Origin of the sequence: Limnovirga soli, from assembly GCF_013106755.1 — a bacterium.
GTDB classification, from domain to species: domain Bacteria; phylum Bacteroidota; class Bacteroidia; order Chitinophagales; family Chitinophagaceae; genus Limnovirga; species Limnovirga soli.
The window spans coordinates 42,981-57,304 of sequence record NZ_WHPF01000017.1 but is presented as its reverse complement, the minus strand read 5'-3'; the positions used below and the strand labels follow the sequence as shown (position 1 = coordinate 57,304).

Genomic DNA, 14,324 nt, shown 5'->3' with positions numbered 1-14,324 from the left:
AGAGACCCTTCAACAAGTTAAGGGTGTCGGCAAGGTAAACCATTTAAAGCGAACATGTTTCAGCATCTGCTGCCATACTATTCAATGCACACCATGAGGCCGTGCAAAAAGCTAGTTGTGAAAGTGAAATGGCTTTGATTTAGGCCCTGGACAAGCTGCACAAAGCACCGAACCCACAAGAGTGTGACGCAAGCGGCGGTGCCCAATGGGTAAATGCAGGGCTAATAAAGGAACTGGGCGAAATGAAAAAGTAGATCTACAACAAACTAAATATGTGCCCATTTTGGGGTTTGAGTTTCACCAACAGTGGTAGAGAAATGTATCAAATTTCTATAATACATTTTTTTGATAAGGCTATTTGGTTCGTCTTTTTTTGATTAATAGCAAATGGTAGAAAAACTCTAAAAGAAAAACAATCACAAAAAATATAAACTATGCCAAAAAGTACCGAAAATGCTGAGGGCGCTACATGGCCTTTACCAAAATTCAGATTTGAAGTTGATCTTGGAGATGAATTAAAAGGGATATCATTTCAGGAAGTATCGGGCATGGATGTGGAGAGTCAAATTATTGAATATCGTAACAGCAATACACCGCTTTTCTCCTCACAAAAAATGCCAGGTATTGCCAAATTTGGGAACGTTACAATGAAAAGAGGTGTCTTTGTAAATGACAATAGTTTTTGGGATTGGCACTCACAATTTAAAATGAATTCGATAAAAAGAAGAACGATAGTAATTAAATTGTTAGATGAGGACGGTAATATAACCATGCAATGGACATTAAGCAATGCCTGGCCTACAAAAATCACGAGCACGGATTTAAAATCTGACGCGAATGAAATTGCTATAGATACGATTGAGATTGCGCATGAGCAGCTAATTATTTCAAATGGGAAATAATTAGGATCGAAGTATAAATTTTCTTAAATCATTGGCTTCAGTGGAGTAAGCAAGGGGTATTTCGCTCCTTTAATCACCCATCAGGTGGAGAACTCATTTTTTGGGAAAAGGTATTTAATTCGGCTATTTTCGGATTAGTGGCAAGATTTGCAGAACCAGATAAACTCCATAAATTTTAACCAATAATAAAATATGATAATCAAATATTTTCTAACACTGACATTTTTAATTGCGCTACTTAGCGTAAAAGCACAAACAAATCCTGTAAGAATAAACCCAAATATAGTTTTGCCAAAAGACAGTATTGAAAGCAAACTTTTGATTTCAACATTGAATGAGTTTTTAAATGCTGCTCAAAAACCAAACGATGAAAATAAATTAGTTTTAGAGACCGAAAAAGTAGAAACATTTATTTTGCTTGACGAGGTAAACAATATAGAAAAAAGTGAGAAATATAAAGATGATTACTTCTATAAGCCATATTTGACAAATGTTGTAGCATTGAAAGAAAATCAATATCTCTTGCAAGTATCGTATATTGGAACATTCGAAAACTTATCATATTTGAGAACAAGTTTTGAATTTATTGCTCACAAAATAAATAATACCTTTCAATATTCTTCCCCACTACTCAGGAACACTAAAAATTGGAAAATTGAAAAAGCAGGAAACAATGTTTTCCATTATCAAACTACCATCAACAAAGAGAAAGTTAAAGAATTCAATAAATTGGCTACTTCTTTTGACTTGAAACTAAAGGCAACTAATAAAATAACTGACTATTATTGTACTGATAATATTATTGAACTACAAAAATTAATTGGGGTTGATTATAAGTCTGATTACAATGGAAGAATACAAAGTGTTTGGAGCTCTTCATTAGGAGACAAAAAGCTAATTGTTTTAGGCAACAATAACTCAAGTTTTAACGAATTTGACCCACACGACTTATGGCACGAAAGATTAAGCTTGGTTATTTCACGAAGTCAGGTGAATAAGCCAGTGGATGAAGGTTGTGCTTATATTTATGGGGGAAGCTGGGGTTTGAGCTGGCAAGAAATCTTCAAAGCATTTAAAGAACAAATTGCAAGTAATAAAAATACAAATTGGACTGAAATAAAAGAAACGCCAATTTCTTTTAAGACAGGAAATTACCCAAATTCAGCCGACAATATTGTAAACGCTTTGTTGGTGAAGAAAATAGAAAAAGAAAAAGGGTTTGAAGGCGTTTGGGAATTATTAACCTGTGGAAAATTTGAAAAAGGAAACGAAAAATATTATACAACACTTGAAAAATTGACAGGAATTACAAAAGCAAATTATAACGACAAAATTTGGGAACTTATAAACAGCGAGAAATAAATCTGCCAAATGTCTAGTAAACAAGGGAGATTTCGCACCGCTGCATCCTAAAGTGGGAGTAGAACTCATTTTTTGAGAAAGGGTATTTAGTTCGGCTATTTATGAGTTAGCATCAATTTTATGAAACCACTAATAATCATATCCTTCATTGTTTTGTTACTCGCCGGATGTACAGAAACAAAATCGAATATTCCCTGGTATATGAAAACCTTTAACGAAAAAGGTCTCGATAAAAAATACCAGTTAGACAGTTTTTTAAAACCATCTTTTATAGAAGCCGACTTCAATGGAGACGGTACAATAGACATCGCACTAAGTATTAGTGAAAAATCAACCAATAAAAAAGGTATTCTATTAATACATAATAGCTCAAATGCATTTTATGTTTTTGGTGCGGGCACAAATTTTGGTAATGGTGGAAAAGATTTCAACTGGATAGACAATTGGGAGCTTTACAAAGAAAAAACAGTTTTTGAAACACAATTTGACCACGAAACAGGAGACATTATTGGTGGCAAAGAGATATTATTAGCACACACTGGAATAATGGCAGCACAATATGAAGATGGCGCCCCAATCGCAGGTGGTATTATATACTGGACAGGAAAAAACTATATCTGGATACACCAAGGCGAGTAAAAAAACTGCTGCCAATGTTACGCCTTCAAGTAATTATTAGGGGAAACACAAACTCCGTTGTTCCAGGTCTTCCAAAGGGTGACCTGGAACTTATAATAAATACCTTTCTGTGAAAGGAGTTAACTGGGAGCATTAACATTGTAAATAGGATTATAATACAATAGCATATTGATTTTAATGCTGCTAGTACGTCCCTTTTTAAAAGGGTATTTATTTACAGTTCAGGATGCCTATTGGAACATCCTTAACAACGTAGGAACTTCAAACACCAAAAACGCCTTAATTCATGATTATTAATCAAAAAGATTTTTACAAATTAATCGATTCAATTTTAAGCCCACTAGGGTTCATAAAAAAAAAGGAAACATGGTATTTGCATACAGATGATTGTATCTGTTTTTTTGCTGCAGCTAAATCTCCCTATGGAGGGTATTATGGACATGTTATGGGGTGTTTTTTAAAAGAAATATATGAAGGTGAAGACGAATTTCCTAAATATTACAAATACAATTTGATTTACAGCATTAGTGATTTGGCTCAAAAAGACTTGGTTAAAAAAGCTTTTGATTTAGAAAATAATGAGTTTGTCAAAGGTGAAAGAGAAACCATCATTGAAGATCTAATTGTAAATTATGCATTACCTTTTTTAAATAGTATCAAAACAAAGTCAGGAATAAAAATTGCAATAAATGAATATACGGGTTTGAAATATGGGATGGATTTAAAAATAAAAAATGCGCTTTCAATTGAAGATTAGATTACACACTTCCGTTGTTTCCTTCTCCGCAAAGTCTTCTTAAATAGCTTTGTGTGCGGAAGGGACGCTGCGGTTCGTTGGCCCTGATTTCCCTATTCTTGCGTAAGTATGCTGCTAAGTGTTTGCAGTGAAGCGTACCATTGCCTTAGCAAACGCATTTCCGGTAACAAGTTCCAACGCACACAAGGAGACCCTGCAACAAATTAGTTGTGAGGATGCAATGGCTTTAGTTTATGCCTTGGAAAAGCTGCATAAAGCCCCGAACGTACAAGAGTGCGACGCAAGCGGCGATGCCCAATGGGTATATGCCGGGCTAATAAATTTGCTGCTGTTTTTGTTTGCCTGATTAGTTTACGGAGAGGGTATGCGCTTCGTCGGTATTTTTAAAACCGGTGAGTAAATAGAGGTTGAAATAACGCACAGCGGCCTGCTCCCGTGTTATTTGAAAGCTATGTAATAAACGCACGGTGGAGAAATAGGGCAAATAAGTATCGGGCATGGGGATCATGTAATTGCTGGGCACGATGCAAAGGGCGCTATCGCCCAATTTTAAATTGTTACGCTGCTGGTTTAACCATACGTATTGGTGCAAATCGGTAAAATTACCTACGCCAATTACCTGCATTTGGTTGGTGCGGGCAATATAATAATCTATATGGGCGGCGGGATACCATTTGTTGCAAACAATGGTGCGGTTGGCGGGTATTTGGGGCTGTACGGCGGGCTGATTGATATAATTGCGAATACTATCGCCCATGGGTTGCCAGCCGTAGAGGTCGAGGGTAAAATCGCCATCGCCCAATATGTTTTTATTTTTACTGCCAATAGTACCCGGATAATAAGAGATAAACAAAAAGCCTGCACTTATTACAAACATGATACAGCCTGTAGCATATTTTACAAATTTGGGTACTACACAGGCGGCAGTAGATTTAACATCGAGATAGGCGGCTGCAATAAACTGGAGGGTAATAAAGCCGGGGCCACTCCAATGTGGTAAAACGGAATTAAACATAGCCGCAGCTGTTACTGTAATGATGATTGGCAGTGATAAAAATAAGAGCATGGATGTTATACCGGCCGATAATAATTGTTGCTTACGGATATAGATGATGGCCAGGATGATGACAATAAAGTTTAATGGATTATTGTATGCAATTTGGCCGGTGATGGCCTGTATAAAACTGTCTTTATCGAAACTGATGGTGTGTACCGCCACCCGCTGGCTGTGGTACAGCCAGGTTATAAAATTGTTTTGCCAGTTCCAAATAAATATTGGGCTTATTACGGCTGCTGTAATTATTGCCGATAGGTAGAGACCTTTTTGCATTAATAATTGCCGGTTGTATACGAGTATATATAAACCCGCCCCAAGCCATAAAAATATACCGTGCACTTTGCACATAATGCATAAGCCGGTGCACAGCCCCCACAATACCCATGTTGTTAGGGAGGGCATTGCTTTATTGGTTTGGGGTACAAATGCTAAGGCCAGCCTGATACATAGTAACCAGAAAACTACCTGTGGACTATCGGGCAGGATAAATAAACCGGCAATTACAGAGCTGTACACACAGGTGTTGTATAGCAGTGCTGCAAACCAGCCGGTTCTTTCGTTACGGATTTTGGTACCTATGGAATAACTAAGCCAGGTACCGGCGGCCGCACCCAATATGGCACCGAGACGCAGAAAAATTTCCTGTTGAAAATGAAGGTTAAGCGTAGTTAACCTTAGAAGCAGGGCAATGATGGGCGGATGATCGAAATAATTCATTTGGAGGTGTAAAGCGTAGGTCCAATAATACACTTCGTCGTTACCCAACTCGAGATAATTGGCTATAAAAAGCCTGATAAGCATTGTTAGAAAGATGAGAATGAGTACCCGCTTTTTATAGATCATTTTCAGGAATGAAAATTGAAAAAATAATTTGTTGTAAAGTTCCAGGCAAATACACAAATAATGGCAAGTGCTTTGGCCAGGTAAAAATGCACTTTGTATTTCTCATGAAAAAGAAATAGTAATGCACTGTTTAATGCCAACCCAATTAAAGCAAATACAAAGAATTTTACAAAATCCAATTGCATATTGGTTGAGGAGGCGTTAAACGTCCAAATATAATTAATATAAAAATTATTGATAGCGGCTACCACGAAGCCCATAATGTTGGCAATATATTTATTTATTGTAAGTTTTTCTTTGAGTACCCAGGTAATGGCAAAATCGAGCACCATACCCGTTAGGCCAACAATACCAAACCTGAATATTTTAATCAATACTTCCATGGATATCTGTGCTGCTAAAATTTCTTAATACTAACTGAGTAATTTTTTAAATAATGGCAAATATTAAGAATATTAGGTTGTTAATAACAGAATGGGGATATATTATTAAAACTTATACGTAGCAATAGAAAAATTGTACTTCTTAACCGTTTTTTGAAGGCTGTAAACATTTGAAAAAGGGGTTTGTGTTTGGTTTTTGGAAGCGGGACAAGAGACAGGCCGGGAAATAATAAATACCAAATAAATAAAAAATCTCTCTATCTTAATATAAAATTTGCATAGGCAAATTATTCTTGTTCAAACCAAACAACAATGAACGTAAGGAAATTTTATGGGGTTCTTTTGTTATTTATTACCCTTTCTGCATTGGCTGATATGCCAGGTAATCACAGGCGTCAGGATATAAGGGTTGTATTTTCCAATATCTCGGCTTTAGGTAATTATACCCTTCATGTAAAGGATTTTGATACCGATTCAGTAATTACTAAAGACACTTTGTATACCATTTATGCCAGTCAGGGTTTACCACATGAAATAATTATTTACGCCAGTTTGGGTACAGTTTTTACCGATAGTATTTTTCTGAGTGAAGTGGAACAGGAGAATTTAGGAATTGCTTTTACAGGCATTGCAGATAACAAATTACTGTATACTACCACACGAACATCGCTTGCCGGTGATAATGAAAACGCAGGTAAAGGGAAGGATGGTATTACCAAATCGGTGCGCCAATTCTGGAAAAGAAATGAAATACTAATAGGTATAAGTCTGGTGGCCGTACTTATTTTAGTGGTTTACTTTTTTTGGCGGAAAAAGAAAACCAGTATTGGCCATATTGAATAAGCCGCTGCATGCAAATTTTACAATACCTGCTGTATACACTTTTACTGGAACTGCCTATTGTGGTATGGATATACAGGACTGAATGGAAAACCGCACTGTTTACCGATACTTTACTTAATTTATTTACCTGGCCTTTGTTTACGGTATTATTTGATAATACTGGCCTACCCTTGTGGCTGCTTGAACTGGGCGTTTTTATAATGGAGGCGATTGTATTACAATTGTTCTTTAGTGCCAATGTTTGGAAAGCCTGGGTGGCTTCGCTACTTGCCAACGGTTGCAGTTTGGGGGTTGGTTTATTGATAACCGGTAATTCATTGTTTTAAAACAGCAGGATGCAGACAGATAAAAAAATTATTTATTCCTGGGCCATAGCGCATGGCATTAACGATTGGGTGGCTGGCTTTATGCTTGCCTACGCTTCTAATACTATGCAAAATACCCAAATTGTAACAGCATTGATATTATATGCCCTATTGGCTTTTGGCGGGCAATTACCCATTGGCATGTGGCTGGATAAAAACAAAAATTTAAAAGCTTTTGGTATCAATGCGTTGCTATTATTAATTGGGGCCTGTGCCCTGTTTTTTATACAACCCCTGCTGGCTATTTGCGTGGCGGGCATTGCATCGGCACTTTTACATGTAACGGGTGGTTGTATTTGCCTGATGCTGCATAAAAATAAATTTTCATTATTGGGCATTTTTACTGCCCCTGGTGTAGCAGGTCTTGCCATTGGTGGCTTTTGCGGGTCGCTACCTGTTTACAGTATTTTAATTCCAATGCTTTTGGTGATTGGCTTATTGGTAATCATCATAAAAAATGGGTTTCCGGTTTATAAAGTAACCGCTTCACAAAATAATATACCCGATAGCCATGATATGATAATGATACTTCTATTGTTTATGATGTGTTTGCGTTCATTTTTGTTTGACTTACTAAATGGGTTTGCCATTAATTACCCTTATGGTTTATTGGTTGCCGGACTAAGTGCATTTACCGGCAAATGGATTGGTGGTTTTATGGCTGATGCCATTGGATGGAAAAAATGGTTGTTATTTAGTTTACCAGCAGCATTTATATTATTGCAAATTGGTCATAATAATGTACTGGCATTTGGGTTTGGGGTAGCTTGTTTACAAAGCTCTGTGCCGGTTACCCTGCAATTATTATATAGCAGTGCCCCGCAATATCCCGCTACTGCTGCGGCATTAAGTTTAGGAACTATTATTGCCATATCGGGGCTTCCTTTATATGCTTCGGAAAATTTACAACATGTATTTGCGCATAACAGGATAGCTTATTCAGGCATTGGTTTGGTATCCATTATTGGAATACTGGCTGCACTTGCATGGTATTTTTTTATTAGTCGAAAATGGGTAAAAACCGCTGCCTGATAATAAATAATTGCATTTACAACTTTACAGCCATTATCTGCAGCCTATAGATTTGCTGTACAAGAGTGCGACGCAAGTATGTCCCATTAATAATCAATTGCCCGGTACAATAACTATTGCAAAATGGTTTTAGCCACGGTAATGTTTTGCTGAATAATAAATTCGCCTCCCTGATTGGTAGCATGTTTTAATGGCAAGGCTCGATGCATATGAATATTAATTTCTATTGGCCCTTTACTTAGGGTATTTAATTGGGCAATGGGAATTTGTATTTTATTATTCCTTATTTCTTCCTGAATTTCTATATCTGCGGTAGCAGAAGCAGTATCGGAGATGGACACGGAAATTTCATCGTTGCGAGCTGCGCCTGAGAACTGCAAAATGGCCAATGAATCAGTAGTTACAACAGCGGGTATTGGCGTTATGCAATTTATTTTGCTAAAGCTAAAATTCTCTGTATGGGTTTTGCCATTTATATCTGTAAACACTATTTGATGGGACCCGTTAAAATCATTTACACCAAAACGCACCAAATAAAAAGCACCAAAGGCTGTAGAGCTATCTACCTCTATGATTTTTTCGTCTATGGCAATATTACTGGGCTTGCTTAAAATAAGTGTGGTGCCATTTTCGCCGGCAAAACGAAACTGCATAAAACAGTTAACACTATCATCACCTTCATCGTAATTAATATTATAACTGCTGAATATCGTTTCGGGATTTACATCTTTACTAAAACCAATTTCGTTACTGGTACAGGATACAGACATGAAAGCAGCAGGTATAATTAGCCACATAAGTTGTTTAAACAATTTCATACAAGCATTTTTTGTTAATACCAGGGGAGTTAAAAAGTTAGTTAAGAAATACATAAATAAAAAAAGCTGCCTTTCAAGCAGCTTTAATTCTTTAGGTTACTATATTTTATTTCACAGGAAATTTTTTAAACAAAGCAGGTACTATTATATCTACAGCCGTTTTAAGTGTTGGCAAAGCTGCTTCATCATGCTTATAGGTATAAGAAGTTCTCCAAACAACATTCTTTGTAGCAGCGTCAATCATGTCAATAATTAATGCACCTTCTCTAAAAGTACTTACTTCCATTTTTCCTTTGTAAATGACGGGGCGGTTATCTGAACTAAAATAATAAATGCGGGCATTATTATCAAAAGCCGGGGTATACACTTCGGGCTTATACACCAACTGAGATTGCTGATTGGTTTCGTATTTCCTGTTCATCACCATAGTGTATTTAAAATAACAATCCGGATGTATTGAATCTTTTACCAGTCGTTTTTTCTCTATCTGGTAAATCCCTGCTTGTGCCAGGTATTGTTCAAACAATTGCTTATTCACCATTTTGGCGTATGATGTATCATCGGTTGGCAACAGAGCATATGTTTTGTATTTTGAAAAATCAGTGCCTGCTTCTGTTTCCGTTGCAAACATTTTGGTGCCGGGGCTACAAGCCACATAGAAAAGAGCCATTAAAATTGCCGTAAGTATTAATCTCATATTACAAATTAAAGAAGTTTAGTTCACTTAAAAAACTTTGCCATTACCACCTATAATAGAACCTTAATTATTAAAATGAAGTATTTGTTAACCAGCTGCAATAGTATGGGCATCACCGCTTGCCACGCTCGGTTCGGGGTTCCGCTTCCATGGCATCAAACCTGTACTTAACCAATAAAAAACAGCTATAAAATAATTAAGGTCTCTTGGATTTTTGTTGTGCAATAAAAATTTCCATTTGTGCCAGGGAAAAACTGCTCAGGTTTTGTGCTTTTGTAATGCCGGCTTTTTGGGCAGCAAGTACCCCATAATGAATATCCTTGTACCCTTCAATAGTATGCGCATCGGGGTCAATAGAAATCATTACTCCCTTTTCCGTGCAGTAATCTATCCAGCGCCAATCTATATCCAATCGTTTGGGATGTGCATTTAATTCAATAACCACCGCATTGGCGGCACATGCGTCAATAATTTTTTTATGATCAACCGGGTATCCGTTTCTGCTTAATAACAGGCGCCCGGTCATATGGCCCAAAATGGAAGTATAGGGATTTTCAATGGCGGCCAGTAAACGCATCATGGCTTTATCTTCTTTCATCTTCAAATTCGAATGTACAGATGCTATTACCAGATCAAAGCTGCTTAAAACCGAATTATGATAATCCAGGCTGCCATCATTCAGTATATCTGATTCAATACTCTTAAACACCTTAAATGGAGCATATTTGGCGTTTAAAGCATCTATCTCCTCGTGTTGTGCAATAATTCTTTCTTCATACAAGCCATTGGCGTAAAAAGCCGATTTAGAGTGATCGCTGATAACAAGATATTGTAACCCCTTTTGTTTAGCTGCTACAATCATTTCTTCAATGCTATTCGATCCATCACTCCATTTGCTATGGCTGTGAATAATGCCTGCTATATCTGCATCCTGTATCACCACCGGAAGGTTATTTTTTACGGCTGATGATACAATTGCCGCAGTTTCCCGTAAATAGGCTGGAATAAATGGTACACCAGCATTCTCAAAAATTGCTGCTTCACTTTCATATTCACCTGCAAACGGGAATCTTTGTTTCCAGGTATCCAGAAAAAGATCACTGCAGGAGTTTTCAAACACTGTTTGATAAAATATTTCAGGTGGTACATGTTTAAATACAAGTAAGAGATTCTCTTTGCCTTTTGCCTGTGTTAGGTTAGCAGCTAATTTTTCTATAGTATAAGTTTCATCTTTAGCCAAATAGGTGGTCAGCACTTCCTGTTCAACAGTAGTTACCCACACCAGTTGGTCAATAGTTTCCATATGCCTTATAAAATCACCCGCTAAAGCAAATTTTGCTGCAGGAAACTGCTGTTGCAATATTAGTTGTGCATTCTCTGCATATTGTTCTACCTGTTGATATAAATAACTGCCTATATTATTTAAGAAGTATTCAATGGCCTCTTTTATATTTTGCTGGGTTTTTTCTCCAAATCCTTTGTATAATAATAACCGGTTTTCATTACAGGCGTATAATAGCTCGCCCAAACTTTCAATCTCCAGATCTTTCCAGATGACAGCAATTTTTTTGGGACCAAGGCCTTTAATAGAAAGCATATCCAAAATCCCAGAAGGTGTTTTAGATAGGTACTCATTTAATAATGATAGCTGGCCTGTGCTGATTTGTTCTATAATTTTTTTGCCTATAGCTTCTCCTACCCCTTTAATGGCAAATATTCTCTCCTCGCTTAATGTTGCTAATTCAATGGGTAATTTTTCAATGGCAAATGCTGCAGATGAATACGATTTTGATTTAAAACTATTCTCGCCATGTATATCCATCAGTTTGGCCAGCAAAGAAAAATTATCAGCAATGGTATAGTTATCCATAAACTATGTTTTGTCTAAAAATAAAAAGTCCCGGTAAATTACCGGGACTCAATTTTATTGTGCTGTAAAGCCTAAGATTATTTCTTAGCGGCTTTCTTTGGAGCAGCTTTTGCAGCAGCCTTTTTAGGAGCAGCAGCTTTTTTAGGAGCAGCGGCTTTCTTTGGAGCAGCAGCCTTTTTAGGAGCAGCAGCTTTTTTAGGTGCAGCAGCTTTAGCGGCTTTTTTTGGAGCAGCAGCTTTCTTAGGAGCAGCAGCTTTTTTCGGAGCAGCGGCTTTCTTAGGAGCAGCAGCTTTTTTTGGAGCAGCTTTTTTAGCAGCTTTTTTTGCAGTTGCCATGTTCTTTTAAATTTAAATGGTTAGTAAATATGCCATAAAAATAAAAAAACTTTATGATAACTGCCAAAAAAATAAAATCTATGCAGTTACTTCTACTGGAACAACAGAAACAGTAGACCTGTTTAATCTTCCTTTTTTGAATTGAACAGTACCATCAGTTAATGCAAATAATGTAAAATCTCTTCCCACTCCTACATTAGTACCGGGATGATATACAGTTCCTCTCTGGCGTAAAATAACATTACCAGCGATGGCAGGTTGACCACCAAATATTTTAACACCAAGACGCTTGCTCTGTGAGTCACGTCCATTCTTTACACTACCTTCACCTTTTTTGTGTGCCATAAAAAATGATTATCTAAATGTGATTATGATTTATTTATTATACAAATACCTTATTAAAAAACATGCATACTATGCAATGCTTTCAATTTTGATTTGTGTATACTGAGTTCTGTGACCGGTTTTTTTGCGAAAACCTTTCCTTCTTTTCATTTTGAAAGCAATCACCTTATCACCTTTAACAAGGTCATTTACAATTTCAGCGGTTACAACTGCTGTTACATCTTTGCCGGCTGTTAATACACCGTCATTGTCAACAAGCAACACATCACTGAATTCTACTTTATCTCCAGTCTTACCTGCGATATGAGGAACATACAAACTATCTCCGGTTTGTACTTTAAACTGCTGGCCCGCTATTTTTACAACTGCTAACATAACTTTAAAAAATTAGGACGGCGAAGGTAGGAGTTTTACTTTAATTTGTTACATCTCCCAACAAATTTCTTTTAAGATTCTATATCTTACTGCCAATTCTTTTGCAAAATTAAGATTTCTATGCCGCAGAACTGGCAGGGTAGTACTATTTTTGACACCCTGTTTATACTTTCAATATGAATTTAAAATCGCTATTAGCCCGTCCGTTTGCCAATTATATATATAATAAGATAGCCAAAGGCATGGAAACTGCCGTGGCAGATCAGCAACACATTTTAAAAAGTCTGATAAAATCGGCCATCAATACCGATTTTGGTAAAGACCACGGCTTTAGTAATATCCATAATTACGAAGACTTTAAAAAACAGGTTCCAATACGAGATTATGAGCTGTTAAAGCCCTATATCGAAAAAATAAAGGAGGGCCGCCATAATGTTTTATGGAAGGGTAAACCCATCTATTTTGCCAAAACAAGTGGTACAACCAGCGGGGTAAAATACATTCCAATAACAAAAGAATCTATTCCCAATCACATCAATTCTGCCCGCGATGCCTTATTATGCTATCTGGCACAAACAGGTAATTATGCCTTTACACAAGGCAAAATGATTTTTTTAAGTGGCTCACCCGAACTGGATCGTATTGCCGGTATACCCACCGGCCGCCTTAGCGGCATTGTAAATCACCACGTTCCAAAATACCTGCGGGGCAACCAATTACCCAGTTATCAAACCAATTGTATTGAGGAATGGGAAGCCAAACTGGATAAAATAGTTGAGGAAACCTACCATCAGAATATGACTTTGATAAGTGGTATTCCGCCGTGGATGCAAATGTATTTTGACCGGTTAATGGAAAAATCTGGCAAAAAAGTAGGTGAACTATTCCCCAATTTTAACCTGATGGTGCAAGGCGGTGTAAATTTTGAACCCTATAAAGCCAAAATATTTGAAAGCATTGGCCGTAAAATAGATAGCATTGAGCTTTTCCCGGCAAGCGAAGGCTTTTTTGCCTTTCAGGATAGCCAAACCGAACCGGGATTACTGCTTAACACCAACTCGGGTATTTTCTTTGAATTTATTCCGGCAACAGAAATATTTAACGAAAACCCGACCCGACTTTCACTGGAAGAAGTGAAAATTGGCGAAAACTATGCCCTTATCATTAATAATAATGCCGGATTATGGGGCTATAACCTGGGCGATACCATCAAATTTGTATCTACATCTCCCTACCGTATTATTGTTAGCGGCCGTATCAAACATTTTATTTCTGCCTTTGGCGAACATGTAATTGGAGAAGAAGTGGAAGCTGCCCTGCTTAAAACCGCCAACGAAGAAAACATTAAAATAGTAGAATTTACTGTTGCCCCCATGGTGCAGCAAAACAATGAAAAAAGCTATCACGAATGGTTTATCGAGTTCGAAAACCTGCCTGCTAATATAGATGCCTTTAAACAAAAGGTAGACAATAACCTAAGGGCTAAAAACGTGTATTACGATGACCTTATTACCGGCAATATTTTACAGGAACTTAAAATAACACAAATACGCAAAAACGGGTTTATAGATTATATGAAATCTATTGGCAAGCTGGGCGGACAAAACAAATTACCCCGCTTAAGTAACGACAGAACCATTGCCAATGCACTGGCGCCATATATTACGCAGGTGTAATGCATTATTAGCCAGGCAGTTGAAA

At 37.1% G+C, this 14,324-nt stretch carries 16 protein-coding genes; 8 read left to right on the top strand and 8 right to left on the bottom strand.

The genetic code is table 11. The features are described 5' to 3' along the window. Positions 1 to 434 precede the first annotated feature (434 nt). From GD597_RS19570 to GD597_RS19555, 4 genes are all read left to right on the top strand, one after another. Entirely contained in the window at positions 435 to 902 is a 468-nt protein-coding gene (locus GD597_RS19570; RefSeq protein ID WP_171609605.1) for a phage tail protein, read from the top strand. Between the two features lie 192 nt (positions 903 to 1,094). Beyond that, positions 1,095 to 2,264, top strand: a complete 1,170-nt coding sequence (locus GD597_RS19565) for a hypothetical protein (protein WP_171609604.1) — start codon at positions 1,095 to 1,097, stop codon at positions 2,262 to 2,264. 120 nt (positions 2,265 to 2,384) lie between these two features. Beyond that, positions 2,385 to 2,903 carry a hypothetical protein gene (locus GD597_RS19560; RefSeq protein WP_171609603.1) on the top strand — a complete coding sequence of 173 codons (519 nt, stop codon included), beginning with the start codon at positions 2,385 to 2,387 and terminating at the stop codon, positions 2,901 to 2,903. Positions 2,904 to 3,189: 286 nt separating this feature from the next. Then, positions 3,190 to 3,660, top strand: coding sequence for a DUF4304 domain-containing protein (locus GD597_RS19555; RefSeq protein ID WP_171609602.1), 471 nt, complete (start codon positions 3,190 to 3,192; stop codon positions 3,658 to 3,660). Between the two features lie 346 nt (positions 3,661 to 4,006). Here the strand turns inward: GD597_RS19555 and GD597_RS19550 are convergent, their stop codons facing one another. Both GD597_RS19550 and GD597_RS19545 read right to left on the bottom strand, forming a co-directional pair. After that, positions 4,007 to 5,518, bottom strand: a complete 1,512-nt coding sequence (locus GD597_RS19550; RefSeq protein ID WP_171609601.1) for an ArnT family glycosyltransferase — start codon at positions 5,516 to 5,518, stop codon at positions 4,007 to 4,009. 44 nt (positions 5,519 to 5,562) lie between these two features. Continuing rightward, the gene (locus tag GD597_RS19545; RefSeq protein WP_171609600.1) at positions 5,563 to 5,943 is read right to left on the bottom strand and encodes a GtrA family protein; all 381 of its coding nucleotides are present in this window, start codon (positions 5,941 to 5,943) and stop codon (positions 5,563 to 5,565) included. A gap of 312 nt (positions 5,944 to 6,255) precedes the next feature. Here GD597_RS19545 and GD597_RS19540 point away from each other — a divergent pair, with 312 nt between their 5' ends. Genes GD597_RS19540 through GD597_RS19530 form a run of 3 tightly spaced genes read left to right on the top strand, consistent with a single transcriptional unit; the run spans position 6,256 to position 8,183 of the window. After that, positions 6,256 to 6,786, top strand: coding sequence for a hypothetical protein (locus tag GD597_RS19540; protein WP_171609599.1), 531 nt, complete (start codon positions 6,256 to 6,258; stop codon positions 6,784 to 6,786). A gap of 8 nt (positions 6,787 to 6,794) precedes the next feature. Next, a complete protein-coding gene (locus tag GD597_RS19535) occupies positions 6,795 to 7,112 on the top strand; it encodes a hypothetical protein (protein ID WP_171609598.1) in 318 nt (105 codons plus the stop codon). Positions 7,113 to 7,121: 9 nt separating this feature from the next. Beyond that, the gene (locus GD597_RS19530) at positions 7,122 to 8,183 is read left to right on the top strand and encodes an MFS transporter (RefSeq protein WP_171609597.1); all 1,062 of its coding nucleotides are present in this window, start codon (positions 7,122 to 7,124) and stop codon (positions 8,181 to 8,183) included. A 113-nt stretch (positions 8,184 to 8,296) separates the two neighbouring features. On the opposite strand, the gene GD597_RS19525 is transcribed toward GD597_RS19530, so the two are convergent. The 6 genes from GD597_RS19525 to rplU all read right to left on the bottom strand — a co-directional run bounded on the left by GD597_RS19525 (position 8,297) and on the right by rplU (position 12,623). Next, positions 8,297 to 9,001, bottom strand: a complete 705-nt coding sequence (locus GD597_RS19525; protein WP_171609596.1) for a hypothetical protein — start codon at positions 8,999 to 9,001, stop codon at positions 8,297 to 8,299. A 106-nt stretch (positions 9,002 to 9,107) separates the two neighbouring features. Continuing rightward, complete coding sequence (locus GD597_RS19520; protein WP_171609595.1) at positions 9,108 to 9,698, bottom strand: DUF4136 domain-containing protein; 591 nt, start codon at positions 9,696 to 9,698, stop codon at positions 9,108 to 9,110. Positions 9,699 to 9,894: 196 nt separating this feature from the next. Then, a complete protein-coding gene (locus GD597_RS19515) occupies positions 9,895 to 11,568 on the bottom strand; it encodes a DNA polymerase/3'-5' exonuclease PolX (RefSeq protein WP_171609594.1) in 1,674 nt (557 codons plus the stop codon). Positions 11,569 to 11,645: 77 nt separating this feature from the next. After that, the gene (locus tag GD597_RS19510) at positions 11,646 to 11,903 is read right to left on the bottom strand and encodes a hypothetical protein (RefSeq protein WP_171609593.1); all 258 of its coding nucleotides are present in this window, start codon (positions 11,901 to 11,903) and stop codon (positions 11,646 to 11,648) included. Positions 11,904 to 11,981: 78 nt separating this feature from the next. Beyond that, positions 11,982 to 12,248 (bottom strand): 50S ribosomal protein L27, encoded by a 267-nt coding sequence (gene rpmA / locus GD597_RS19505; RefSeq protein WP_171609592.1) that lies wholly within the window; start codon positions 12,246 to 12,248, stop codon positions 11,982 to 11,984. A gap of 69 nt (positions 12,249 to 12,317) precedes the next feature. Beyond that, the gene (gene rplU, locus GD597_RS19500) at positions 12,318 to 12,623 is read right to left on the bottom strand and encodes a 50S ribosomal protein L21 (RefSeq protein ID WP_171609591.1); all 306 of its coding nucleotides are present in this window, start codon (positions 12,621 to 12,623) and stop codon (positions 12,318 to 12,320) included. A gap of 176 nt (positions 12,624 to 12,799) precedes the next feature. Between rplU and GD597_RS19495 the strand changes: the two genes are divergently transcribed. Beyond that, a complete protein-coding gene (locus GD597_RS19495; RefSeq protein WP_171609590.1) occupies positions 12,800 to 14,299 on the top strand; it encodes a GH3 auxin-responsive promoter family protein in 1,500 nt (499 codons plus the stop codon). Positions 14,300 to 14,324 lie beyond the last annotated feature (25 nt).